General features: G+C 70.8%; 22 protein-coding genes. 11 read left to right on the top strand and 11 right to left on the bottom strand.

Annotation, left to right across the window (positions count from 1 at the left end):
- Positions 1-12: 12 nt before the first annotated feature.
- Positions 13-1,137, bottom strand: coding sequence for a TMAO reductase system periplasmic protein TorT (gene torT, locus AB0C16_RS01425; protein ID WP_357677628.1), 1,125 nt, complete (start codon positions 1,135-1,137; stop codon positions 13-15).
- Between the two features lie 168 nt (positions 1,138-1,305).
- Between torT and AB0C16_RS01420 the strand changes: the two genes are divergently transcribed.
- On the top strand, positions 1,306-2,799 hold the full coding sequence (locus AB0C16_RS01420) for a PucR family transcriptional regulator ligand-binding domain-containing protein (RefSeq protein WP_357677627.1): 1,494 nt from the start codon (positions 1,306-1,308) through the stop codon (positions 2,797-2,799).
- A gap of 143 nt (positions 2,800-2,942) precedes the next feature.
- Here AB0C16_RS01420 and AB0C16_RS01415 read toward each other — a convergent pair whose 3' ends face one another.
- Genes AB0C16_RS01415 through AB0C16_RS01395 form a run of 5 tightly spaced genes read right to left on the bottom strand, consistent with a single transcriptional unit; the run spans position 2,943 to position 7,249 of the window.
- On the bottom strand, positions 2,943-3,548 hold the full coding sequence (locus tag AB0C16_RS01415; RefSeq protein ID WP_357677625.1) for an energy-coupling factor transporter transmembrane component T: 606 nt from the start codon (positions 3,546-3,548) through the stop codon (positions 2,943-2,945).
- On the bottom strand, positions 3,545-4,219 hold the full coding sequence (locus AB0C16_RS01410; RefSeq protein WP_357677623.1) for an ABC transporter ATP-binding protein: 675 nt from the start codon (positions 4,217-4,219) through the stop codon (positions 3,545-3,547). Before AB0C16_RS01410 ends, AB0C16_RS01415 begins: the two co-directional genes overlap by 4 nt.
- Entirely contained in the window at positions 4,216-5,340 is a 1,125-nt protein-coding gene (locus AB0C16_RS01405) for a thiolase family protein (protein WP_357677621.1), read from the bottom strand. Before AB0C16_RS01405 ends, AB0C16_RS01410 begins: the two co-directional genes overlap by 4 nt.
- Positions 5,337-6,677, bottom strand: a complete 1,341-nt coding sequence (locus AB0C16_RS01400) for an AMP-binding protein (RefSeq protein WP_357677619.1) — start codon at positions 6,675-6,677, stop codon at positions 5,337-5,339. Before AB0C16_RS01400 ends, AB0C16_RS01405 begins: the two co-directional genes overlap by 4 nt.
- On the bottom strand, positions 6,674-7,249 hold the full coding sequence (locus tag AB0C16_RS01395) for a biotin transporter BioY (RefSeq protein WP_357677617.1): 576 nt from the start codon (positions 7,247-7,249) through the stop codon (positions 6,674-6,676). The genes AB0C16_RS01400 and AB0C16_RS01395 overlap by 4 nt, the downstream gene beginning before the upstream one ends.
- 196 nt (positions 7,250-7,445) lie before the next feature.
- Here AB0C16_RS01395 and AB0C16_RS01390 point away from each other — a divergent pair, with 196 nt between their 5' ends.
- From AB0C16_RS01390 to AB0C16_RS01380, 3 genes are all read left to right on the top strand, one after another.
- Positions 7,446-8,123 carry a DUF998 domain-containing protein gene (locus AB0C16_RS01390; protein ID WP_357677614.1) on the top strand — a complete coding sequence of 226 codons (678 nt, stop codon included), beginning with the start codon at positions 7,446-7,448 and terminating at the stop codon, positions 8,121-8,123.
- A gap of 57 nt (positions 8,124-8,180) precedes the next feature.
- Complete coding sequence (locus tag AB0C16_RS01385; protein WP_357677612.1) at positions 8,181-8,555, top strand: YciI family protein; 375 nt, start codon at positions 8,181-8,183, stop codon at positions 8,553-8,555.
- Positions 8,556-8,677: 122 nt separating this feature from the next.
- Positions 8,678-9,988: an RNA polymerase sigma factor gene (locus AB0C16_RS01380; RefSeq protein ID WP_357677610.1), complete on the top strand. Its 1,311-nt coding sequence runs from the start codon at positions 8,678-8,680 to the stop codon at positions 9,986-9,988.
- On the opposite strand, the gene AB0C16_RS01375 is transcribed toward AB0C16_RS01380, so the two are convergent.
- A complete protein-coding gene (locus AB0C16_RS01375; RefSeq protein ID WP_357677607.1) occupies positions 9,949-10,512 on the bottom strand; it encodes a helix-turn-helix domain-containing protein in 564 nt (187 codons plus the stop codon). The two genes, AB0C16_RS01380 and AB0C16_RS01375, sit on opposite strands and share 40 nt — an antisense overlap.
- 79 nt (positions 10,513-10,591) lie before the next feature.
- On the opposite strand from AB0C16_RS01375, the gene AB0C16_RS01370 reads away from it, so the two are divergent.
- The gene (locus AB0C16_RS01370) at positions 10,592-12,085 is read left to right on the top strand and encodes a prolyl oligopeptidase family serine peptidase (RefSeq protein ID WP_357677605.1); all 1,494 of its coding nucleotides are present in this window, start codon (positions 10,592-10,594) and stop codon (positions 12,083-12,085) included.
- 67 nt (positions 12,086-12,152) lie between these two features.
- On the opposite strand, the gene AB0C16_RS01365 is transcribed toward AB0C16_RS01370, so the two are convergent.
- Positions 12,153-12,551 carry a hypothetical protein gene (locus tag AB0C16_RS01365; RefSeq protein ID WP_357677603.1) on the bottom strand — a complete coding sequence of 133 codons (399 nt, stop codon included), beginning with the start codon at positions 12,549-12,551 and terminating at the stop codon, positions 12,153-12,155.
- A gap of 201 nt (positions 12,552-12,752) precedes the next feature.
- Here AB0C16_RS01365 and AB0C16_RS01360 point away from each other — a divergent pair, with 201 nt between their 5' ends.
- Positions 12,753-13,172: a VOC family protein gene (locus tag AB0C16_RS01360; protein ID WP_357677602.1), complete on the top strand. Its 420-nt coding sequence runs from the start codon at positions 12,753-12,755 to the stop codon at positions 13,170-13,172.
- A 51-nt stretch (positions 13,173-13,223) separates the two neighbouring features.
- Here the strand turns inward: AB0C16_RS01360 and AB0C16_RS01355 are convergent, their stop codons facing one another.
- The 3 genes from AB0C16_RS01355 to AB0C16_RS01345 form a co-directional block, all read right to left on the bottom strand.
- On the bottom strand, positions 13,224-13,853 hold the full coding sequence (locus tag AB0C16_RS01355; protein WP_357677599.1) for a TetR family transcriptional regulator: 630 nt from the start codon (positions 13,851-13,853) through the stop codon (positions 13,224-13,226).
- A gap of 138 nt (positions 13,854-13,991) precedes the next feature.
- Positions 13,992-14,669 carry a response regulator transcription factor gene (locus tag AB0C16_RS01350; RefSeq protein WP_357677596.1) on the bottom strand — a complete coding sequence of 226 codons (678 nt, stop codon included), beginning with the start codon at positions 14,667-14,669 and terminating at the stop codon, positions 13,992-13,994.
- On the bottom strand, positions 14,666-15,901 hold the full coding sequence (locus tag AB0C16_RS01345; protein ID WP_357677594.1) for a sensor histidine kinase: 1,236 nt from the start codon (positions 15,899-15,901) through the stop codon (positions 14,666-14,668). Before AB0C16_RS01345 ends, AB0C16_RS01350 begins: the two co-directional genes overlap by 4 nt.
- 164 nt (positions 15,902-16,065) lie before the next feature.
- On the opposite strand from AB0C16_RS01345, the gene AB0C16_RS01340 reads away from it, so the two are divergent.
- From AB0C16_RS01340 to AB0C16_RS01320, 5 genes are all read left to right on the top strand, one after another.
- The gene (locus AB0C16_RS01340; protein ID WP_357677592.1) at positions 16,066-16,473 is read left to right on the top strand and encodes a DUF6220 domain-containing protein; all 408 of its coding nucleotides are present in this window, start codon (positions 16,066-16,068) and stop codon (positions 16,471-16,473) included.
- Positions 16,470-18,440, top strand: a complete 1,971-nt coding sequence (locus AB0C16_RS01335) for a multicopper oxidase family protein (protein WP_357677589.1) — start codon at positions 16,470-16,472, stop codon at positions 18,438-18,440. Before AB0C16_RS01340 ends, AB0C16_RS01335 begins: the two co-directional genes overlap by 4 nt.
- A 90-nt stretch (positions 18,441-18,530) precedes the next feature.
- The gene (locus AB0C16_RS01330) at positions 18,531-20,363 is read left to right on the top strand and encodes an ABC transporter ATP-binding protein (RefSeq protein ID WP_357677588.1); all 1,833 of its coding nucleotides are present in this window, start codon (positions 18,531-18,533) and stop codon (positions 20,361-20,363) included.
- Positions 20,360-22,099, top strand: coding sequence for an ABC transporter ATP-binding protein (locus AB0C16_RS01325; protein ID WP_357677586.1), 1,740 nt, complete (start codon positions 20,360-20,362; stop codon positions 22,097-22,099). The genes AB0C16_RS01330 and AB0C16_RS01325 overlap by 4 nt, the downstream gene beginning before the upstream one ends.
- Entirely contained in the window at positions 22,090-22,446 is a 357-nt protein-coding gene (locus AB0C16_RS01320) for an MmcQ/YjbR family DNA-binding protein (RefSeq protein ID WP_357677584.1), read from the top strand. The genes AB0C16_RS01325 and AB0C16_RS01320 overlap by 10 nt, the downstream gene beginning before the upstream one ends.
- Positions 22,447-22,454 lie beyond the last annotated feature (8 nt).

Here is a 22,454-nt window from a genome sequence, read left to right as displayed (position 1 = left end):
AGGTGGACCGGGTCAGCTGCCGGCCTTGACCTGGAACGTGGGGGACCAGCCTTCGGGGGCCAGCGTGGTCGCCACGTCGAAGGCGTCGAGCGTGTCCTTGGTGACCATGACCAGCTCAGGCCCCACGTGCTTCATGAACTCCTTCTTCTCCAGCGCCCGGACGGCCTGGTCGATGGCGATCCGGCCCTGCAGCGCCGTGCTGTCGCTCGGAGCGGCCTGTACGGTGCCGCGCTGGATCCCCGTGTAGGTGCCCGGCGTGAAGTAGTAGCCCGCGACGCGGATCTTGTCGCTGAGGCTCCGGTCCCGCAGGATCGGGCCGGCGGCCTCGGCGGTCACCGCGGTGCCGATGATGTATTCGACATCCGGGTGTGCGGCGAGCACATCCTCGATCAACCGGCTTTGTGCATCCTTACCGGTGTCGCCCCACTTGGTGTCGACGACCTCCACCTTGCTGTCCTTGAGGGCGGCCTTGAAGCCCTGCTCGCCGGCCTCGGCCCAGCCCGCGCCGCTCGGCCCGGGGAACCAGGCGACCTTGACGGCCTCGCCCTTGGAGTCCTCGATCAGCCACTTCGCCGTGATGTCGGCCAGGTCGTGGAACGAGACGAGCGACTTGGCGGTGACCTTGTCGCTGGACATGCCGTTGACGACGTCGATGACCGGCTTGCCGGAGGCCGCCAGGCGGTCCACGGTCTTGTTGAGCCCGTCGTAGGAGATGGCGCCGACCACCAGCGCGTCCGCGCTCTGGGCGCAGTCCTCGATCTGCTGGGTCTGCTTGTCGAGGTTCTCGTACCCGCCCGCCTCGACCATCGTCATGTTGACGCCGGCCTCGCGCGCCTGCTCGGCCACGCCGTAGTTGAGGCCGAGCCAGTAGGCGTCCTTCATGTGGGGGACCGACACGCAGATGTTCCAGGGCTTCTCGGCCTTGCCCACGGGTGTGTACTCACCCTTGCTGCGCTCGCTGTCCATGGCGAGGTCGGCCCAGATGTCGACCTTCGCGGGGGCCCAGCTCTTGGCGGGTGCGGCGCTCGCCGGGGAGTCGGCGGCCGAATCGGTGGTGGAGGCCGAGCCGCAGGCGGTCAACGCCAGCAGTGCCGCGGCAGAGGTCGCCAGGACGGCGGGATAGCGGGTGAAGTGCACGAATGCTCCCCTTGTTTTGTTCCACGCCGGGAACTTCGCAGGTAGATGGGTGGTTGCAGTCAACAGGGGGGCCGCTTTCAGCGTCTACGTGCGTGAGGTCTAAGCCTGTCGAGCTTGTATCGTGCAGTTGCACAGCAATACGGTCAGCCCGAAAGGTCGGCTCCGCCCATGGCCCTCACGCTCAGCCAGCTTCTCGCCGAGTCCGTACTCGAGCTGACCTTGGTCACGCCCAGCAGCCCTGACCTGCTGCAACGCCCTGTCCGCTGGGTCGCGTCGACGGAGCTCGTCGACCCCACGCCGTTTCTGCGCGGGGGCGAGCTGCTGCTGACCACGGGCGCGTTCATCGACGCGGACGACCACCAGGCGTGGCAGGCCTTCATCCGGCGGCTCAAGGCGGCCCGGATCCCGGCGGTCGGGTTCGGATGCGGGCTGACCCACCACGACGTCCCGCGCGCGTTGGTCGAGTGCGCCACCGCGGCCGACCTGCCGCTGCTGGCCGTCCCCTACAGCGTGCCCTTCGTCCGGATCAGCGAGTTCGTCGCGGACGCGATCATCGCCGACCGGTTCAAGGACATGGGCCGGGCCTCCAACCTGGCCGCCGAGCTGGCGAAGCTCGTCTCCAACGGCGCCCCCATCGCGGCCCTGCTCAGGCAGATCGCCGAGGAGATCAAGGGAGAGGCGGCCATCGTCGACATCGACGGCAGCGTGATGTCGAGCTGGCCGACGCACCACGAGCTGCAGCCAGACCTGGTGCTCCAGGGGTTGGCCACGAACGGCACGACCGGCTACTTCGCCGTGCCGCTCGACCAGGCCGGGGCGCACGACCACATCCTGGTCGGCCGGTCCGAGATGGCCGTCGAGACCGTGCGGATGGCCATGAACTCCGCGGCGACGCTGGTCGCGATCGACCTGACGCGACGGCTGCAGGAGGAGCCGTCCAGCGCGACGCGGATGGCCGCGGTGCTCGCCGGCCTTACCGACTGGACCACGCCCACGGCGACGCTGGTCAGGGCGCTGCGCGTCGCGGGCTTCGACAGCGACGCGCCCACCGTGGTGCTCGTGGCCCACCCCAATCCCGCGTTCTCGGCCGGCTACTCCCTGCGGCTGCGCCTGGCCGTGGAGCAGGTGCTGCCCGTGGTGCGTTCGGTGCGCAGCGGCGAGATGCTGGTGCTGCTCGCCCAGGGCGGCTCCGGTGATGCGACGGGCACGGTGCTGGAAGTCCTCCGGCGGGAGATGCCCAGCCGGCGGATCGTCGTCGCCGGACCGGCCCGCGACGCCGAGGAGATCCGCATGGTCCTCGCCTCCGCGCGGGCGATGATAGCGCCGGAGCAGGCGACGCCGGTGCGCGCCCGTGCCTTCGACCTGACGTCGATCGTGGCCGCCGCCGCCGGCCGGGGCGGGCAGCACGCCGCGCGTGAGGTCCTGCAACCGCTGATCGACTACGACGCCAAGGTCAACGGCGAGCTGCTCCACACCCTGCGGACCTACCTGCGGCTGGACGCCAGGCAACACCTGACGGCCAAAGCCCTGCACCTGCACCGCAACACGCTGAGATACCGGCTCGCGCAGATCGGCAAGCTGCTCGACGCCGACCTGGACAGCCTCGACACGCTGCTGATCTGCAACCTCGCCTGCCGGATGTACGACGCGGCCGGCGGCTGAGCCGCGATGGTTTGAGCCGCGATGGTTTGAGCCGCGATGGCTTGAGCCGCGATGGCTTGAGCCGCGATGGCTTGAGCCGCGATCACCTGAGCCGCGGGCGGTGGTCAGCCGTCGCGTTGATCGCCTCGGGCTGTGGGTGGCGGTCAGCCGTCGCCTTCGCCGCGGGCGGCGAGCGCCTCGCCCAGCTCGTCGGCGTGGCGCAGGGTGCGGACCAGGAACGGCACCGTGAACGCGACGATCGACCGATCCGCGCCGCGCGCCTTGGCCGCCTCGCGGACGTCGGCGGCGATGGCGGACAGGGCCGCCACCGACTGGAGGGTGAGCCCGACGAGCAGGCCGAGCCGGTCGGGACGCACCCCGAACCTGCTCAGCGGGCGCAGCCCGCGCTCGACCGACGAGACCACGTCGTCGACCCGGGTGGTGATCGCGAACAGGTTGGCGGCGGCCAGCGCGGCCACGATCCGCAGGCACATCACCACCGCCGCGACGGGGCCGAGCAGCCACCACTGCAGCGCGAGCACGAACACCACCAGGAGCGCGAGCAGGCGGACGACCTGCAGGCAGCGCCTCGGTGAGACCCGGGCCACCAGGTAGCCGAGGGCGACGGCCACGCAGATCGCGCCGAGCCACCCCGGGGAGCTCACGAAGAACACCGCCCCGGCCAGCACGAACAGGACGAGGAACTTCCAGCCCGCCGGTGTCCGGTGCAGCGGGGTCGAGCCGGGTTCGTACCATCCGCCGGTCGTCATGTCGCGAGCTTGCGGTAGTGGCGCAGCGCGGGCTCGGGCTCGTCGTCGGCCACGACGCACCCCGCGTCGAGCACGATGACCCGGTCGAAGCCGCCGAGCAGGTCGAGGTCGTGGGTGACCATGACGACCTGCTGCTCCAACTCGGCCAGCAGGCTGACGAACCGGCGCTTGTTGCGCAGGTCGAGCAGCGTCGTCGGCTCGTCGCACACGAGCACGGCGGGCTCCAGCACGAGCATCGCGCACAGCGCGAGCAACTGCTTCTGGCCGCCGGAGAGCTGGTGGGCGGGATGGTCGGCATAGCCGGCCAGCCCGTGCTGGGCGAGCACCTCGGCCGCGCGCGCGGCGCGCTCCCCGGCGGACAGCCCGCTGCGCCGCAGGGAGAACGCGACGTCCTCGCCGGCGGTCGGCATCACGATCTGGCTGTCGGGGTTGGTGAAGACGAACCCGACGCGCCGCCGGACCTCGCGGCCGTCGCGGCTCGGGTCGAGCCCGTCGACCAGCACCCGGCCCGTGGCGGGCCGCACCAGACCGTTGATCATGCGGGCCAGGGTGGACTTGCCGGAGCCGTTGGCCCCGACGAACGCCACCCGCCGCTCGGGCAGGCGCAGGTCCACGCCGGAGAGGACCACCCGGTCGCCGTAGTGGTGTCCGACGCCCTCGAACTCGATCATGGCACTGCCTCCCACATGGTGGCCACGCCCACACCCCCGCCGGCGGAGAGGGCGGCCAGGCCGGAGCCGGCGCGACGGGTTCGTACCAGTGTCGCGAACAACCGCACCACGAGCACAGCGCCCGACGCTCCCCACGGATGGCCGAGGGCGATCGCGCCGCCGTCGGGACCGGCCGTGCGCTCGTCGATCCCGGCGCCGTCGAGGCAGGCCAGCGCCTGACCGGCGAAGGCCTCGTTGAACTCGACGACGTCGGGAGTCCGGTCGAGGACCGCCTTCATCGCCGGGACCGCGCCCAGGCCGAGCCGGTTGGGATCGACGGCCGTGGTCGCCGAGGCGACGAGCCGCAGCCCGGGCAGGCCGAGCCGGCGGCGGACCGTCTCGCTGACCAGCAGCACGGCGGCCGCGCCGTCGTTGATGCCGCACGAGTTGGCCGCGGTGGCGGTGCCGTCCGGGGTGAAGGCGGGCCGGAACCGGGCCAGCCGTTCGGCCGTGAAGCCGGGGCGCGGGCGCTCGTCGCGGTCGGCCCGGCCGAGCGGGACCAGCTCGGCGGCGAACCTGCCGGACCGCTGGGCTTCGACCGCCCTGGCGTGACTGCGCGCGGCGAAGGCGTCCTGCCGCTGCCGGGAGATCCCGGCCTCGGCGGCCACCAGGTCGGCGGCCGGCCCCATGTCGGGGTCGCCGATCTCGGCGGGCGCGAACGGCGCCCGCGTGTAGTAGCCGGGTGTCTCTCCGGCCGACTGCGGGCGCCACGCGCGGTAGGGCGCGGTGGAGGCGCTCTCGACGCCCCCGGCCAGGTACGCCTCGCCTTCGCCGGCCCGGATCAGCGCCGCCGCGAGGGTGATCGCGGCCAGGCCGCTGGCGCACTGCCGGTCGACCGTCATCCCCGGCACGCTCTCGCCCAGCCCGGCGCGCAGCGCGGCGACACGGGCCGGATTGCCGCCGGGGCCGAACACGTTGCCCAGCACGACGTCGTCGACGGTGTCCAGCCCCGCGTCGTCGAGCACGGCACGCAGCACCGGCGCGGCGAGCTCGTCGACGGCGAACGCGCGCAGCGCGCCCCCCGCGTTGCCGATCGGGGTGCGCCGGGCCGCCACCACGACGGGTGTCCGGTCGTCGCTCATCGCATCGGCTTCGCGGCGAGGGTGCCGTCACGCAGTTGCTCCGCGACCGTGGCGCGCGCGGGCTTGCCGGACGCCGTACGGGGCAACGCCGTCGTCACCAGCCAGCGGCGGGGCCGCTTGCCGGGTTCGAGGTTGGCGGACGCGGCGTGGCGCAGCTCGCGCAGCGTGGGCCGGCTGCCGGCGGTCACCTCGACGACGGCGGTCACGATGGAGCCGAGGGTCGGGTGAGGAGTGCCGGTGACGAGGACGTCGGTGACGTGCGGGACTTCGCGCAGCACCCCCTCGACCTCCTCGGCGGAGACCAGCTTGCCGCCGCTGGACAGGGTCGCGCCGAGCCTGCCCCGCACCATCACGGCCCCGGTGTCGTCGAACTCGACCCGGTCGCTCACGGTGGACCACTCGGCCGCGGGGTGCGGGACGCCGTCGCGGAGGTGGCCGGCGAACGCGAGCGGGGAGCGTACCCAGAGCACGCCGTCGCGGACGTCGAGCCGCACGCCGGGGACCGGCCGCAGCCCGCCCGCGCCGCGCCGGACGGCGATCAGCGAGTGCTCGGCGGAGCCGTAGTAGTCGACCAGCTCGGCTCGCGGCAGCAGCCGCGAGAACCGTGATCGGACGGCCGCGTCGAGGTGGGCGCCGCCGCAGACGACCGTGCGCAGGGCGCAGCCGGCCCGCAGGGTGGGCCGCTGGTCGAGGACGTCGAGCAGCGCGGCCAGCATCGCCGGGACCAGGTGGACCGTGGCGGTCTCGCGCGCGGCCCCGGCCGCGGCCTCGGGCGCCCAGCGCGGCAGCGACCTGACCTCGTGGCCACACCACAGCGCGTGCAGCGCGCCGAACAGGAACAGCGACGAGCTCAGCGGCCCCGGGATCAGCACGGGACCGGGAAGCCGGCCGAGGGCCTCGAAGCTGCGCAGCCACGATCCGCGGCTGCGCATGAGGACCTTCGGCCGGGCACTGCTGCCCGAGGTCGTCGGCAGGTAGAAGATCGTGGCGTCGTCGCCGGCCGGTGAGACACCATCGGCTCGTGGGACGCCGTCGCCGACCGGTGGGACACCGTCGGCGATGGGCCGGACGGCGCCGGTGACCACGAGGTGCGGGCTCGCGTCGGCGAGCACCGCGTCGCGCTCCCGTGGTGTCCACGACGGCTCGACGACCAGCGTCGCCGCGCCGAGCAGGTCGGCGCCGAGCAACCACGCCAGCACGTCCGGCGCGTCCACGGCGATCCGCGACCCCTCGGTGACGCCGCGCCCGGCCAGCCACCGGGCGGCGCCGTGCGCCCGCGCCAGCAGGCCGGCGGATGCGGCGCCGCCGCCGAGGATCGGGGGTGTCGCGAGCGTCATGGAGTGGGCGTCACGTTGCCCGTCAGCCTGCCCGGCAGGGCGCGGTGCACCACGGCGGCGATCAGCGAGACCGCCACCACCTTGGCCAGGTCGCCCGGCACGTAGATCAGCGACTGCACCGCGGCCGCCGGCAGGTCACCGGTGTAGAAGCCGAGCCAGGGGATGCCGATCAGGTAGTCGGCGAGCAGCCCGGCCAGGTTGGCGACCAGCAGCAGCGGCAGCCGAGGCTGGCTCGCCCGCGAGACGATCAGCCCGACGACGAACGCCGACAGAATCCAGCCGAGCAGGAAGCCGCCGCTCGGGCCGATGAACGAGGCGATGCCGCCCCGTCCACCCGACAGCAGCGGCAGGCCGAGGGCGACCAGCCCCAGGAACAGCGCGACCGAGGCGGCGCCCCGGCGGGCGCCCAGGACACTGCCCGCGAGCAGCGGGCCGGCGTTCTGCAGCACGATGGGCACGGCGGAGCCGCCGACGTAGACGCCGGGGAAGATGCCCAGCACCGCGATGAAGGCGGCGAAGACGACCGTGCGAGCGAGATCGGCCGCGGGCAAGGGGGAGCGGGATCCAGACACAGCAGTCACGATATCTCCCGGTCGGGAGTGCCTGGACAGAGGCCCCGTGGCGGTGAGCATCCCGGCTGAGCTGCGAAGACAGCGAGAATAAAAAGATCTTGGAAAAAGGTGTGGCCGATCTGTCGAAGCGGCGCGATCCCATTCGAAGCGTAGTCAAAGGGCCGAGAACGAGCCCCGGACTGACGAGGAGAAGGCCATGAGCCGGCAGCTGACGGAGACCTGCGACCCCCGTACGAGTGTCACCAGGTCGCTCCTGGGCTACGGGATCATCGCCGGGCCGGTGTACGTGGTGGTGTCGCTCGCCCAGGCGCTCACCAGAGAGGGGTTCGACCTCACCCGCCACGCGTGGAGCCTGCTCGCCAACGGCGACCTCGGCTGGATCCACATCACCAACTTCATGGTCGCCGCGGCGGCCACCCTCGCGGCCGCCGTCGGGCTGGGCCGGGCCATGACCTCGGGGCGCGGCGCGACCTGGGCGCCCCGGCTGATCGGGGTCTTCGGGGTGAGCCTGATCGCGGGGGGGATCTTCCGGGCGGATCCGGGGATGGGCTTCCCGGCCGGGACCCCGGAGGGACCGGGCGTCGTGACCCCGCAGGGGATGCTGCACTTCGCCGCCGGCGCGGTCGGCTTCCTCGCCGTGAGCATGGCCTGCCTCGTCGTCGCCCGCCGGTTCGCCGGCGAGGGGCGCAGGGGATGGGCCGTCTACTCCGGGGTCACCGGCGCCTTCTTCCTCCTGTCCTTCGCCGCTGTCGCGACCGGAGGCGGGGCCGTCTGGGCCAACCTGACCTTCGTCGCCGGAATCATGGCCATCTGGACCTGGCTCTCGGCCCTGTCGCTGCACCTCTACCGTCGTGCCACACCCCAGCGGGCCTGAACCCCGGCACGGCTGAACCGTCCGAATCCGAAAAAACACGAGAAAAGGGAATCTGTCATGCGATACGCGATCATGCTGCGAGTCACCTCCCAGCCCGCCACCCCGCCGCCCGCCGACCTGATGGAGGCGATCGCCAAGCTCGGCGAGGAGGCCACGAAGTCGGGTGTCCTGCTGGACCAGGCCGGGCTGGCTCCGAGCGCCGAGGGAGCCAGGGTGCGGCTCACCGGGGGCGAGCTGAGTGTCACCGACGGCCCGTTCGCCGAGGCGAAAGAGCTGGTCAGCTACGCCCTCTACCAGGTCCGGTCCAAGGAGGAGGCGGTCGAGTGGACCTCCCGGTTCATCCGGCTGCACCGCGACCACTGGGCGGGCTGGGAGGGCGAGGCCGACGTCTACCGCGTGTTCGGTCCCGAGGACTTCGCCGCCCCCGCCTGACCGCGCGGGACCGTGCCCCAGCCTGACCCCGCACCCCCCGCACCACGACGCCCCCGTCCATGGTCCGAACGGACCGCGGACGGGGGCGCCGTCGTGGTCGCACCATGGTTGGATCGATGGTCATGACCACAGGTGACCCGCGTAGGGCGATCGAGGCGGTCTGGCGGATCGAGTCCGCGCGGGTGATCGCCGGGCTGGCCCGGATGGTGCGCGACGTGGGCCTCGCCGAGGAGCTGGCGCAGGACGCCCTGGTCGCGGCCCTGGAGCAGTGGCCGGAGTCGGGCATCCCCGACAACCCGGGCGCCTGGCTCATGCTCACCGCCAAGCACCGGGCGATCGACCTGCTGCGCCGCCGGACCCGCTACGAGCAGAAGCTGCAGGAGGTCGGCCACGACCTGGAGCTCCGCCAGGAGTCGGCGCCGGACGAGGTGGAGGACGCGCTCGACGATCGGATCGGCGACGACGTGCTGCGCCTGTTCTTCACGGCCTGCCACCCGGTGCTGCCCACCGAGGCGCGCGTCGCGCTGACCCTCCGCCTGCTCGGCGGCCTGACCACGGGGGAGATCGCGCGGGCGTTCCTCGTGCCGGAGCCGACCGTCGGGCAGCGGATCTCCCGCGCCAAGCGCACCCTGGCCGAAAAGCGGGTGCGGATCGAGCTGCCCCCGCCCGACGAGCTGGCCGGCCGGCTCTCCTCGGTGCTGGAGGTCGTCTACCTCATCTTCAACGAGGGCTACTCGGCCACCGCCGGCGACGACTGGATGCGCATGTCGCTCTGCGAGGAGGCGCTGCGCGCCGGCCGGGTCCTGGCGGGGCTCATGCCCGCGGAGGCCGAGGTGCACGGGCTCGTCGCGCTGATGGAGATCCAGGCGTCCCGCACCCGCGCCCGCACGGGCCCCGACGGCGAGGCGATCCTCCTGCTCGACCAGGACCGGCGGCTGTGGGACCGGCTGCTCATCCGCCGCGGCCTGGAGGCGCTCGGCCGCGCGGAGGCGCTCGGCACGATCGGCCCGTACGGCCTGCAGGCCGCGATCGCCGCCTGCCACGCCCGCGCGACCTCCGCCGACGACACCGACTGGGAGCGGATGGCCGCCCTCTACCGGGTGCTCGCCCATCTCAGCCCTTCCCCGGTCGTGGAGCTGAACCGGGCGGTCGCGGTGGGCATGGCGTACGGCCCGGCGCGCGGACTGGAGATCGTGGACGGCCTGGTGGCCGAACACGCGCTCCGGCACTACCCGCAGCTACCGGCCGTACGAGGAGATCTGCTGGCCAGGCTGGGCCGGCTCGGCGAGGCGCGCGAGGAGTTCGGGCGGGCGGCGGAGCTGACCCGCAACGAACGCGAGCGCGTCCTGTTCCTCAACCGGGTGGCCGCCATCGCCGAGGAGCAGGAGCCCGGTCAGTCCTCGTCGGCGGGCAGGGCGAACAACCGGATGTAGAGGGGCCGCGCGTCCGGTGGCGCGTCCTCGTGCCGATGGCTGTACTTCGTCAGCAGCTCGATGTACGCCTCGTAGAAGTCGTGGAACTCCGCCTTGGTCATCCGGCCGAGCCCGCGTGACCCCTTGGCCCAGTCGGGGTCGCGCCGGTAGGCCTCCGGGAAGCGGTTGAACAGCTCGAGATCCTCCTCCATGCCGAGCCGGTGGAACTCGGCGAGCACGGGACGGTCTTCGGGAGCGAGCTGGTCGGGCGTGGGCAGCCGGATGTCCCTGGGCACGTCGGCCTTGCGCCACCAGCGCTCCCTGCCGGTCGAGCGCTCGGGGATCTCCTCGATGAAGCCGTATTTCTCCAGCTGGCGAAGGTGGTAGCTGGTGGTGCCGGTCTTGGCGCCGAGCAGCTCGCCGAGCGTGGTCGAGGTCGCCTCGCCGTGCACGTTGAGATGGCGCAGCATCAGCCGTCGCATGGGATGGGCCAGTGCCTTGAGCCGGGCCGGGTCGTCGAGCAGGAGTCGGTCGTCATCCTTCATGATGAACAGCCTAGTCCTGCAGAACGATATCTGCAGATAACTGTCTGCCGAGAAGTCTCTGCAGAGTATCTTCGGCGATATGAGACGAATCCTCCCGGCTGTGGCCGTCGCCGCATGCCTGCTCACAGGGCCGGCGACCGCGGCGACCGCCTCGCCCACACCTGCCGCCGCACCCGCGCCCGCACCCGCACCCGCACCCGCGAGTACCCCGACCGCGGGCACGGATGCGTCCGGGGTCGTTCCGGCTGATCTGAGCGCGGCCGAGGTGAGCTTCCGCGGAGGCGGCGGCCTCGCCATGCACGGAACGGTCCTCTCACCCGCCGGGGCGAAGACCGCGCGGCCCGGTGTCGTCCTGGTGCACGGGGCGGGCACGGGAACGCCACGCGCCAAACTGATGGGCGAGGCCGTCGAGTTCGCGCGCAGGGGCCTGTCGGTGCTCATCTACGACAAGCGCTCCGAGGGCTACTCGCTCATGCGCCGGTCCTACTCGACGCTGGCCGACGACGCGCTCGGCGCCGTGGCGGCGCTCCGTTCCCAGCCGGGCGTCGACCCGGCGAAGGTCGGCATCTGGGGCTTCAGCGAGGGCGGATGGGTGGCTCCGATCGCGGCCGCCCGGTCGGCGGACATCGCGTTCGTCGTGCTCGTCGGCGCCAACAGCCAGTCGCCGCTGCGCCAGCAGACCTGGGCCGTGGCGGCCGGGCTGCGCAAGGCCGGGGTGTCGGGGGCGCTCGTCGACCGGGCGGAGCACAACCTCTACCGGGTGATCGCCGACGGCGGCATGTTCCCCGAGCCCTACTACGACCCGGAGCCGACCATCGCCGCCCTGCGCCGGCCGGTGCTCGCCATCTGGGGCGTCCACGACCTGCTCACCCCGCCGAAGGAGAGCCCGCCGGGGTTCGTCTCGGCGCTGGAGAAAGGCGGCAACCGGCACTACACGATCCGTTTCTTCGCCGACGCCGACCACGCCGCGCACCTGACCCCTGATCGGGGCGTCACCCGGCTGCCCGAGCTGGCCCCCGGCTACGCGGACCTGGTCGGGAGCTGGATCGGCGAGGTCACGGCCGGACGCCCCCCGGTGGCGCAGACGTCCGGGCCGGCTCCGGCGCAGGACTCGCCGACCCTTCCCACCGAGCCGCCGGCCTGGTGGGAGTCGGCGCTCATGCAGGCGGTGGCGCTGGTGCTGCTCGTCGCCGGGTTCGCCGCCTACCCGGTGGTCGCGCTGGTGCGCCGCTTGCGCCGTCGTTCGCTCGCGCCGGTGACGAGAGCCGCCCGGCTGCTCAGCGCCGGGGGGACGGCGGTGGTGCTCGGCGGGTTCTCCTACCTGTTCTACCTGGTGACGACCGGCGGCAAGCTCGCCTCTCCCGGGCCCCTGCTGGCCGGCCGCCCGCTCGTCTGGCTGGTCCTGCAGGCCCTCTCCGTGGCCTGCGTGGTCGCCGCCGTACTCACCGCCCGGGCCTGGCGCCGCGCGGGCGGCTCCGTGCCATGCGGGGAGAGGGTACGGCTCGGGCTGCTGCTCACCGGTGGGCTGGTGTTCGTGCCCTGGTCGCTCTACTGGGGTCTGCTGATCCCGTGACGGGGATGGGTGAGAAGGGAGGAGACCGGGTCGGCGGGCTCGCCGCGCCAGGCGGTGTGCGGGCCGGTCAGCGGTCGAACCAGCGCCCGGCGGCCGGGGTGAGCAGGATGACGACGACGACCGCGGGAAACAGCATGGCGCTGATCAGGTGGCCGGTGCTGATCCCGGGGTCGATGGCCTGAGCCGCCGCCTGGCCACCGGCGATGACGATCTCGAATGCGACGCTGGCCCAGCGGACCCGCCTCAGCCGCGAGTGCCAGCGGCCCGTCAGCAGGCCCAGCAGCACGGTGAACGCGACGCCGATCGCGAAGTACAGGATCGGGGCGAGCCCGAAGAGCCCGTGGGCGATGATGGCCATCCCGTACAAGGCGAAGTTCACCACGGCGAAGGCCACCTGCAGCGTCATGACGAACCTGGCGCTCCTGACGGCGAACGGCATGCGCGCCGCCTCGGTGACCTCGGTCATGTGATCATCCTGCCTGAAGGGCCACCGTGAGAAAAGTCACATACCGGTCATCGCCTTGAGCGTCGCCGTCATGTTGGCCCGGCTCCTCTCGTGAAACGGATTCATGGCAACGACGAACGGGCGGCGGCGGGACGGACAAGTGGACAGCAACCTCGCTGCACCGGATATTGGATCAAATATCGCCACTACCGGAGGACTTTCATGGATGTACGCCTGGACCACCTCGTCTGCTGGGTCTCGGACCAGCTCCGCGCGCTCGACTTCTACGAGCGGGTGGTCGGGTTGCCAGGCGTGCGGGCCACCGAGTTCCGCGCGGGAGAGGCGCCGTTCCCCAGCGTGCGGATCTCGGACACGACCATCCTCGACCTGATGCGCCAGGACGCCGCCGGCCAGGTCGACGAGGGCACCGGCGTCAAGGGCAGCGCCGGCCACCCGGTCAACCACTTCTGCCTGTCGGTCGGCCGGGCGGACTTCGAGGCCCTCAAGGCGCGGCTGGAGCGGCATGGCGTGCAGATCACGGGCACCGGCACCGACTCCTTCGGCGCCCAGGGGATCTCCCCTGAGGTGATCTACTTCCCCGACCCCGACGACAACGTCATCGAGATCCGCTACTACGCCTGAGCCCGGCTACCGGGCCCCGGTTGTGACTGAGTTCGGGATGCGAGGCCGGCACTACGACTGGGCGCGGCGCAGCCGGCCGCGCACGGTGCGCCGGACCAGCGGCCCCATGTCGTCGAGGGCGGCGACCAGCGTGGTCAGCTGCTCGAGCGCGTCGAACGCCCGGCCGGCGCCGTCGGCGTCGACCCCTTCGTAGAGCTCCAGGCCCACGAACGCCGCGGCGGTCGCCCTGGCCAGGCCCGCCACGTCGACGAACTCGGCCAGCGGGGTGCCGGCCAGCACGCGGCCGAGGGTCTGCTCCAGCTCGCCGATCCACAGGTTGAGCCCGTCGGTCGTCGCGGGCGCCAGCTTGGGGTCGGTCTGGCCGCCGGCGATCAGCTGGGCGAGGGCCGCCACGTTGCCCGCCTTCCGCTCCTCCGCGTGCAGGGCCCGGCCGAGCTCCAGCAGCTCCCGCAGCGAGGTGACCGCGGCGAACCGCTCGCGGTAGGCCGCGACGCGCTGCGTCGAGCCGTGCAGGCCGGCCTGGGCGAGCAACTGGTCGACGCTGCCGAAGTGGTAGAAGACCAGCGCCTGGTTGACGCCCGCGGTGGCGGCGATCGACCGCGCCGAGACGCCCGCGATGCCCTGGGTCCTGAGCGTCTCCAGCGCGGCGTCGAGCAGCTTCGATCGTGTGTCGGCCACCATGTGTCTCCCGGTGTCAGCAGCGGGCGTCCTCGAGCACCGGCTTCACGTTAGCCGGAATCCCGTGCTCGGCGACGTCCACGGAGCCGGCGGTGAAGCTGCCGCGGCCGCGGCCTGGTGGGACGGATGAGCCGGTTATCGCTACTGACTGAAATCGCACAGCCCGGTCTGGTAGGCGATCACGACCAGCTGTGCGCGGTCGCGCGCACCCAGTTTCCCCATCGTGCGACTGACATGCGTGCGCGCGGTGGCCGGACTGAGAAACAACGCGGCACCGATCTCGTCGTTGCTCATGCCCTGTCCCACCAGTGCGAGCACTTCGCGCTCACGGTCGGTCAGCACCGCGAGCCGGTCCTCGCCGGATTTGGCAGCCCTGCGCTGCGCGGTGAACTGGCTGATGAGGCGGCGGGTGATCCGGGGGGCGAGCAGCGCGTCACCGGCGGCGATCACCCGGATGGCGTGCAGGAGTTCGGCGGGGCCCGCGTCCTTGAGCAGGAACCCGCTCGCGCCCGCTTGTAAGGCCTCGAAGACGTTCTCGTCGGTGTCGTAGGTGGTGAGGATCAGGACCTTGACCTGCTCCATCCCGTCGGTCTCGGCGATCTGGCCGGTGGCGCGTATCCCATCCAGCCGTGGCATGCGGATGTCCATGAGGACCACGTCGGGGCGGGTGGCGCGGACCAGTTCGACAGCTTCTGCGCCATTGGTGGCTTCACCGACCACCGTAATGTCGTCTTCCAGGTCGAGCAGAACTTTGAAGCCGGAACGGACCAGCCGTTCGTCGTCGGCGAGGAGCACCTTGATCGGCGACGTGGAGTTCACAAGCGCGATCCGACCGGGGCGAGCGGCAGCCGGGCGGTGACCTCGAACCCGCCATCGGGATGCGGCTTCGCGTCGAGTTCGCCGCCGAGCAGCTGGCAGCGTTCGCGCATTCCGACGATCCCGCGGCCGGTCGTTGGCGAGCCGGCGGTGCGAGCCGGGACGTGCGAGGGGTCGCGGTGGCCCTCGTCGATCACCCGTATCCGCAACGCGTCGATGCCGGGTTCGAGTAGCACCGTCACCCGGGTCGGGCCGACGTGACGGATCACGTTGGTGATCGATTCCTGCACGATGCGGTACGCGGCGCTGCCCACCGCGCTTGGTAGCGGCGTTACCGGCGAGGTCTGCTCGAGAGCGATGTCGAGCCCGGCGTCGCGGGCCTTGCCGGTGAGTTCATGAATCTGGTCGAGACCGGGGTAGGGTTCGCGCCCGTCGCCTTCGCGCAGGACACCCAGGATGGCACGCATCTCGCGTAGTGCCCGCGAACTGGTCTGCTCGATGGTGTGTAGTGCTTCGCGGGCCTGTTCCGGTCGCTTGTCGAGCACGTGCGCGGTGACACCGGACTGCACGTTGATGATGGCGATAGCGTGGGCGACGGTGTCGTGGACTTCGCGGGCGATCCGCAGCCGTTCGGCGTCGACCCGCGCTCTGGCCTCCTCGTCGCGGAAACGTTCCGCCAGTTCTGCCCGCTCTAGCGCATCGGCCGCGATGACCCGGCGGGATCGGACGGACTCGCCGAGCGTCATGCTGATCACCGTCGCGCCGATCCGGAGGAACACCCAGCCGAGGGCCACGCTCGGCTCAGTATCTGCCCCGGCGATCAGCCAGCCGACGGAAAGCACCGTGGTGCCCAAACCGGCGATCAGCAGCGATCGGCGCCCATCGCCATAGGCGGCGAGGGTGTACATGGCGACGAAGAGACCGAGGCAGGAAAGCCGTTGGGGAAGGCCGAGACCGAAATAGATCAGGCTGGCCAGCGCCGTGATCGTGAACACCAGAACAGGCCACCGGCGGCGGGCGACGACGGCCACGCCACTCACGATCAGCAGGGCATAGCCCCAATGTCCGAAGTCCGAGACCGGCCTGGCGGCCGGCTCGGGGAGAACAGCCGCATAGTCCGCGACGCTCTGAATCTGAATCACGGTGACGAACAGCGCCAGCAGAACATCCGAGAACCAGGCGGGCCGACGCGAGAACCAGTCGGACAGCCGTCGCGACACCGCTCGCAGATCCATGCCGTGATCGTACGAGATCCGCGAGGGCTCACGCTCCCGCTCGGACGCGCGATCGGCTACGACGACCGACGTAGCCGATCGCACTTGTCGTACGCGTATTCACGTAGACGGCGCCACCCGTCGCCGGACGCGGAGCATGCCCGGTCGGCGCGACGATCAATGGCATGAAAAAAGTCTTCACCGGCCTGGCGGCCCTGCTGCTGCTCGCCGTCATCACACAGTTCTATCTGGCCGCCAGCGGCGCGTTCGACGCCGCGCCCATCGAGGAAGCCTTCCAGCCACATCGCGTGCTCGGAAACGTGATACTCGTCCTCGCGGTCGTGGTGACGATCGCCGCCGCCGTCGCCCGGATGCCGGGACGGCTCATCGGGATGGCGGGCCTGGCCGCCGGGTTGGTGCTTGTTCAGTCGCTGATCAGGGAAGTCGCCAAGTCGTTCGGCGACGGCGGCCATTTCATCTTCGGCCTGCACGCGGTCAACGGGCTGGTCATCATGGGCCTGATCGGAATGATCGTGCGGCAATCGCGACAGATTTCGTGGACACCGGCCGAACCCGGCCGAATGGCGTCATGACGACGGCCACTTTGATCATCCTGGACCATGCCGTCGCGCTGCTGAGCATCATCGCGTGGTTCGCGGCAGGCGTCACCATGTCGCTGCGGCGTGCCAGGCCCGCCCTCGCCCTCCTGGCCGTGGCGCTGCTGGTGACGTTGACCAGGGCGGTGTCGGTGACGGTGCTGGCCGGTCGGGGCTGGTGGCTCGTCCAAGAGAAGGTGCTGCTCGGGCTGCCGATGCTCGCGCTGGCCGCGCTGGCCGCCACGGTGATCGCCGGACCCCGGCTGCTCGCGCAGGCCAGGGATGCCGGGCGGCGGGAAAACCTCGATGTCGCAGGCGTCGTCGCGCTGCTCACCGCCGCTTACGCCGCATTGGCGGGTTTCGTGCTGACCTTCCTCATCGGATACCCCCTGACCCTCGGCACCGCGCTGATCACGATCGCGCTGGTGTTCGCGGGCGCGCTGCTGACCGTGCGAGTGCTCGCGACACCGAACGCGAACACGGTCGAGGAAGCGGACACCGATCCGGACCGGCCGGAAGTTTCGCGTCGCCGCTTCCTCGGCGTTGCCGGTGGCGTGGTCGTGGTCGGTGCGGTCGGCACCGGCGCCGGCCTGTCGGCGCTGCCCACCGCGGCGGTGACCGACGGAGGTGGTCCCGGTCCGGCTTCGCGTGCGACCGTATCGGTGACCGACCTGCGGGGCGCCGGCACACCGGCACCGGGCGGCGTCCGGCGCGAACACGTATTGGTCGCCCGCAAAGCCACCGTGCGCTTGGAGTCCGGACGCGACATCGACGCGTGGACCTTCGACGGCACGGTGCCCGGCCCGCCGATCACGGCCACTCAGGGCGATCTCATCGAGGTCACATTGGCCAACCACGATCTCGACGACGGAGTGACCCTGCACTGGCACGGCTACGACGTGCCGTGCGCGCAGGACGGTGCAGCGGGCGTCACCCAGGACGTCGTGGCACCCGGCGGCGAGTTCGTCTATCGGTTCCGCGCCGACCAAGTGGGAACCTACTGGTATCACACCCATCACGCGTCTCACATCGGCGTACGCCGAGGGCTCTACGGTGCCCTCGTCGTGAAACCCCGGGAGGAACACAACACCGGACAACTGGATCTGACTCTGCCCGTGCACACCTTCGACGGCACCGCCACGATCGCGGGCGGAGCCGAACACATCGCACCGGCGGGCACCGCCGTACGGCTGCGGCTGATCAACACCGACTCCGAACCGCATTGGTACGCGCTGGCGGGCACCTCGTTCCGGGTGGCTGCCGTCGACGGCCGCGACCTGGAGCAGCCCGGCGAGATCAGCCGGAACGGGCTGCGTCTGCCCGCAGCCGGGCGCTACGACCTGGTGTTCGTCATGCCGAGCACATCCGTGGCACTGGTGCTCGACGACCACGCCGCCACCGTGTGGTTGCGGCCCGAGGCCGGCGCTCCCGACGGTGAGCTGTCCACGCAGGACACCACAGGATGGCCCGAACTCGACCTGCTGACGTACGGAACCCCGGCCCCTGTCGCGTTGCGCGCCGACGCCGCCGACCGGCACTTCACCCTGGTTCTCGACCGTGGGGTGGCCATGGTGGACGGATCACCGGCATACGCGCAGACCGTCAACGGCCGCGGACACCCGTCAATCCCCGATCAGCTCGTCGCCGAAGGCGACATCGTCCGGTTCACCGTGGTCAACCGGAGCCTCGAGACCCACCCCTGGCATCTGCACGGTCATCCGGTGCTGGTCCTGTCCAGGGATGGGAAGCCGTCGTCGGGCAGCCCCCTTTGGGTCGACACCTTCGATGTCCGTCCTGGAGAGGTGTGGGAGGTCGCGTTCCGGGCCTCGAATCCGGGCATCTGGATGAATCACTGCCACAACCTGCCGCACGCCCATCAGGGGATGATGCTGCAACTGCGCTACGACGGTGTCACCACCCCATTCGGCGGCATGCACACGGTCGGCTCGAGCCACAACCACTGATGACCGCGCGGCCCCGGCGCGGCCGTCGACGACGCGCTATCGGCCTTCTACCGGCAAGCGATGTCCGGTGACGGAAAAGACGGGAGAGCGATGAACGCCACTGACCTTGCCAAGGCAAGGGAGCAGCCCGCACCACCACCGGATTCCGCGGCGGGACAGAGCCTGGCAGGGCTGCTGCGGCCGCATCTCGGGGGGTTCGCGGCCGTTGTGATCCTGCAGGTGATCGGCGCCATCGCGGGTCTGGTGCCGCTGCTGGCGGTCGTCGAATTGGGTCGTACTCTGCTGTCGCCCGGGCCGATCGATCACGGCCATGTCTGGTTCGTCGTGTTCGCGGGTGCGGTCGGCTTGTTCGTCCGACTGCTGTTCACGGCCGCATCGTCCGGACTCGGACATATCGTCGACGGCCAGGTGCAACTGACGTTCCGCCGGCAACTGGCCGCGCGGTTGGGGCGCGTACCGATCGGCTGGTTGTCCCGGCGCAGGACCGGCGAGCTGGCAAAGGTGGTGGGAGAGGACGTGAGTGCCGTGCACCCGTTCATCGCCCACGCCCCCGGCGAGCTCATCTCCGCATTCGTGGTGCCGCTGGTGTCGCTGATCTACTTGTTCACCATCGACTGGCGGCTCACGCTGATCACGCTGATACCGGTGGTGCTGGCAGTGTCGCTGGTCCCACTGCTGATGCTCCCCGCCCGGCTGCGCGAGCAGGAGGAGTTCGACGCGGCCATGGGACGGATCGCGAGCTCCGCCGTCGAGTTCGTGCAAGGTATCTCGGTGGTCAAGGCGTTCGGCGGATCCGAGCGCGCCCACCGTAAGTTCCTCACGGCCGCAGACGATTTCGTCAGCATCTTTTTGCGGTGGGTGCGCGGTATGTCCGTGGTCGCCGCTGGGATGCAGCTGGCGCTGTCGCCGCCGTTCGTGCTGCTGGTCGTGCTGATCGGCGGTGCGGCTCTGATCACGGCCGGTGGCCTGGCCCCGGCCGACCTGCTGCCCTTCCTGCTGCTCGGACTGGGACTGACCGCTCCGGTGGCGGCCCTCGGCCACGGCTTCGACGAGATGCAGGCCGCCCGGCGCGCGGTCGGCCGGATCCGGGACGTGCTCGCGGTGCGGTCGCTGCCGGAGCCTGCGCACCCGGTCGCACCACAGGGTCACCGGGTGGAGCTGCGTGGGGTTCGATTCGGTTACGAAGCCGATCACGAGGTGCTGCGCGGGATCGACCTGGTGCTCGAGCCGGGGACGGTCACCGCGATCGTGGGGCCGTCGGGAAGCGGAAAGTCCACGCTGGTTCAGCTGTTGCCGCGGTTCTTCGACCCGGCCCACGGTTCGGTCGTCCTGGGCGGTGTCGATCTGCGCGAGATCGGCAGCCGGGAGCTCTACCGGATGGTCTCCTTCGTCTTCCAGGATGTTCGCCTGCTCCGCGCGTCGGTCGCGGACAATATCGCGCTGGCGGTACCGCATGCCGACCACGATGACGTGGTTCGCGCCGCCCGGCTGGCGAATATTCATGATCGAATTCTCGAGCTGCCGCGCGGATACCAAACGGTGATCGGTGAAGACGCCGGACTGTCGGGCGGCGAGGCACAGCGGATCTCGCTCGCACGCGCGCTGCTCGCCGCCACGCCCGTTCTGGTGCTCGACGAGGCGACCTCCTTCGCCGACCCGCAGACCGAACAGGCGGTGCGCCAGGCCTTGGCGACGCTGGGTGGCGATCGGACGATTCTGGTCATCGCCCATCGCCTGGAGACGGTCGCCGACGCCGACACCGTCGTGATGCTGGACAACGGGTCGATCGTCGAGCGCGGCAGGCCCGCCGAGCTGCTGGCACAGAACGGAAGGTTCGCCGAGTTCTGGCAATCCCACCGATCGGCGATCGCCGACGAGACCGCAACCCACGGTGGCGTACCGCAAGGAGACGAGCCCCGATGATTCGAATGCTGCTGCGCGTGCTGGGAGACGAGTACGCCCAGGCAATGCGTCGCACCGTGGTGCTCATGACGATAACCGCGATAGCCGAGGGTTTGTCCTACGCACTGCTGGTTCCCGTGCTGCGGGCACTGTTAGGGAGCACGCCCGCGGATGCCGGGCCGTGGCTGATCGCGTTCGGGGGCGTGGTCGCGCTCTACGCCGTGCTGCGCTACATCAGCGATCTGTCCGGGATGCGCGTCGGGACCACGATGTTGCGTGGCATGTATCACCGGCTCGGCGAGCATCTGGCCCGATTGCCCATCGGCTGGTACAGCGCCGGCCGGGTCGGCGAGGTGTCCGTCATGGCCAGCCGCGGCCTTCTGGCGGCGATGGGTGTGGCGGCGCATCTGCTGGCACCGTTCATCTCCGCCCTTGTGACTCCCCTGACGATCGTGGTCGTGATGCTCGCCTTCAACAGGCAGATGGGGTTGGCCGCGTTGATCGCCGCACCCGTCGTGGCGGCGATCCAGATCTGGACGGCACGCTCGATGGCCGCCACCGATGCGGAGCGCCACGAACGCGACCACGAGGCCACCGGGCGAGTCATCGAATATCTCCAGGCCCAGCCGGTGCTGCGAGCCGGCGGCCGGACCGCCGAACGCTTCACGTTGCTCGACGACTCGCTGCGGGAAGTCCAGCGCACATCCCGCCGTACCGTGCTGGCGACGCTGCCCGGCGCAGTGGGGTTGACGCTCACGGTGCAGGCGATGTTCACCGCGCTGCTGGTCCTGGGCGCCTACCTCGCGCTCGGCGGCAATATCGGTGCGGCAGAGATTTTGGCGATCCTGGTGCTCGCCGCCCGCTGCGCCGATCCCCTGCTGTCGCTGTCGGATATCGGCGGCAAACTCCGCGGCGCGCGTTCCGAGCTGGCGAGACTCGACACGGTGTTGCGCACCGAGCCGCTGCCGGAAGCTCGCGAACCGATCCTGCCGGTAGGCCATGACCTGAAGTTCGAGTCCGCCGCCTTCCGGCATGGCGATCGCACGGTGATCGACAACGTGTCGTTGTCCGTGCCAGAGGGACAGCGGCTTGCCGTTGTCGGGCCGTCGGGTGCGGGCAAGAGCACCCTGCTTCAGCTGCTCGCGCGGTTCTACGACGTGGACGCGGGCGCGGTGCGCGTGGGAGGCGTGGACGTGCGCGCGATCGACACGGAGGTGTTGATGGCGCAGATCGCCATCGTCTTCCAGGATGTCTACCTCTTCGACGGCACGATCGAGGACAACGTGCGTCTCGGCCGTCCCGACGCCGACGAAGCCGAGGTGCGGGCGGCAGCGGCCGCGGCGCGGCTGGACGAGGTGATCGAGCGGCTGCCCGGTGGATGGGCGACGAATGTCGGCGAGGGCGGCGCACTGCTGTCAGGTGGTGAGCGCCAGCGGGTCTCGATCGCGCGAGCGCTGCTGAAGAACGCGCCCATCGTGCTGCTGGACGAGGTGACCTCCGCACTGGACCCAGTGAACGAGGCGGCCGTCCACGAAGGTATCGACCGCCTGATGGCGGGCCGGACGGTGGTGATGGTGGCGCACCGGATGCGGACCGTCCGACGCGCCGATCGCGTCGTCTTTCTGGACGACGGTCGGATCGTGGAGGAAGGCAGCCACGACGAGCTGCTGCGCCGCAGAGGCCGCTACACCGATTTCTGGAACATCTCCCGGCTGGATTGTCGGTGTTCTTTGCTAGACAGGGGCCCATGGGTGTGAGCGTCGAAGAGTTCCTCAAGCTGCTGGACGAGTTGCCCGAGGTCCGCACGAGCCGTGGTGGCGACTGGGTGAGCCTCAAGGTGCGGGGCAAGGGGTTCGGCTACCTGTGGGAGGAGACCGAGACCGTCGGGCTCAAGGCGACGATCGAGGAGCAGCTCGCGCTGGTGGCCGAGCGGCCCGACGTGTTCGAGATCCAGTTCACCGCCGGCCGGTTCGGGTGGGTGGTGGTGCGGCTCGACCGGATCGACTACGAGGAGCTGTTCGAGCTGGTCGCCGAGGCGTGGTGCCTGACCGCGCCCAAGGAGCTGGTGACCGCCTTCGAGGCAAAACATGACATAGGGGGATAATCTTGCAC

This window comes from Nonomuraea sp. NPDC048916, from assembly GCF_040649575.1.
In the GTDB taxonomy this organism is placed as follows: Bacteria; Actinomycetota; Actinomycetes; order Streptosporangiales; family Streptosporangiaceae; genus Nonomuraea.
This window is presented reverse-complemented; position numbering and strand designations above follow the sequence as displayed.

What these genes read in the sequence shown, in the direction of transcription:
- AB0C16_RS01385 (WP_357677612.1), top strand. Translation starts at nt 8,181, where the DNA reads ATGCGATACGCGATCATGCTGCGAGTCACCTCCCAGCCCGCCACCCCG.
- AB0C16_RS01320 (WP_357677584.1), top strand. Translation starts at nt 22,090, where the DNA reads ATGGGTGTGAGCGTCGAAGAGTTCCTCAAGCTGCTGGACGAGTTGCCC.
- AB0C16_RS01365 (WP_357677603.1), bottom strand. Translation starts at nt 12,551, where the DNA reads ATGACCGAGGTCACCGAGGCGGCGCGCATGCCGTTCGCCGTCAGGAGC.
- AB0C16_RS01380 (WP_357677610.1), top strand. Translation starts at nt 8,678, where the DNA reads ATGACCACAGGTGACCCGCGTAGGGCGATCGAGGCGGTCTGGCGGATC.
- AB0C16_RS01420 (WP_357677627.1), top strand. Translation starts at nt 1,306, where the DNA reads ATGGCCCTCACGCTCAGCCAGCTTCTCGCCGAGTCCGTACTCGAGCTG.
- AB0C16_RS01335 (WP_357677589.1), top strand. Translation starts at nt 16,470, where the DNA reads ATGACGACGGCCACTTTGATCATCCTGGACCATGCCGTCGCGCTGCTG.
- AB0C16_RS01345 (WP_357677594.1), bottom strand. Translation starts at nt 15,901, where the DNA reads ATGGATCTGCGAGCGGTGTCGCGACGGCTGTCCGACTGGTTCTCGCGT.
- AB0C16_RS01400 (WP_357677619.1), bottom strand. Translation starts at nt 6,677, where the DNA reads ATGACGCTCGCGACACCCCCGATCCTCGGCGGCGGCGCCGCATCCGCC.
- AB0C16_RS01340 (WP_357677592.1), top strand. Translation starts at nt 16,066, where the DNA reads ATGAAAAAAGTCTTCACCGGCCTGGCGGCCCTGCTGCTGCTCGCCGTC.
- AB0C16_RS01330 (WP_357677588.1), top strand. Translation starts at nt 18,531, where the DNA reads ATGAACGCCACTGACCTTGCCAAGGCAAGGGAGCAGCCCGCACCACCA.
- AB0C16_RS01370 (WP_357677605.1), top strand. Translation starts at nt 10,592, where the DNA reads ATGAGACGAATCCTCCCGGCTGTGGCCGTCGCCGCATGCCTGCTCACA.
- AB0C16_RS01360 (WP_357677602.1), top strand. Translation starts at nt 12,753, where the DNA reads ATGGATGTACGCCTGGACCACCTCGTCTGCTGGGTCTCGGACCAGCTC.
- AB0C16_RS01325 (WP_357677586.1), top strand. Translation starts at nt 20,360, where the DNA reads ATGATTCGAATGCTGCTGCGCGTGCTGGGAGACGAGTACGCCCAGGCA.
- AB0C16_RS01355 (WP_357677599.1), bottom strand. Translation starts at nt 13,853, where the DNA reads ATGGTGGCCGACACACGATCGAAGCTGCTCGACGCCGCGCTGGAGACG.
- AB0C16_RS01415 (WP_357677625.1), bottom strand. Translation starts at nt 3,548, where the DNA reads ATGACGACCGGCGGATGGTACGAACCCGGCTCGACCCCGCTGCACCGG.
- AB0C16_RS01375 (WP_357677607.1), bottom strand. Translation starts at nt 10,512, where the DNA reads ATGAAGGATGACGACCGACTCCTGCTCGACGACCCGGCCCGGCTCAAG.
- AB0C16_RS01405 (WP_357677621.1), bottom strand. Translation starts at nt 5,340, where the DNA reads ATGAGCGACGACCGGACACCCGTCGTGGTGGCGGCCCGGCGCACCCCG.
- AB0C16_RS01390 (WP_357677614.1), top strand. Translation starts at nt 7,446, where the DNA reads ATGAGCCGGCAGCTGACGGAGACCTGCGACCCCCGTACGAGTGTCACC.
- AB0C16_RS01410 (WP_357677623.1), bottom strand. Translation starts at nt 4,219, where the DNA reads ATGATCGAGTTCGAGGGCGTCGGACACCACTACGGCGACCGGGTGGTC.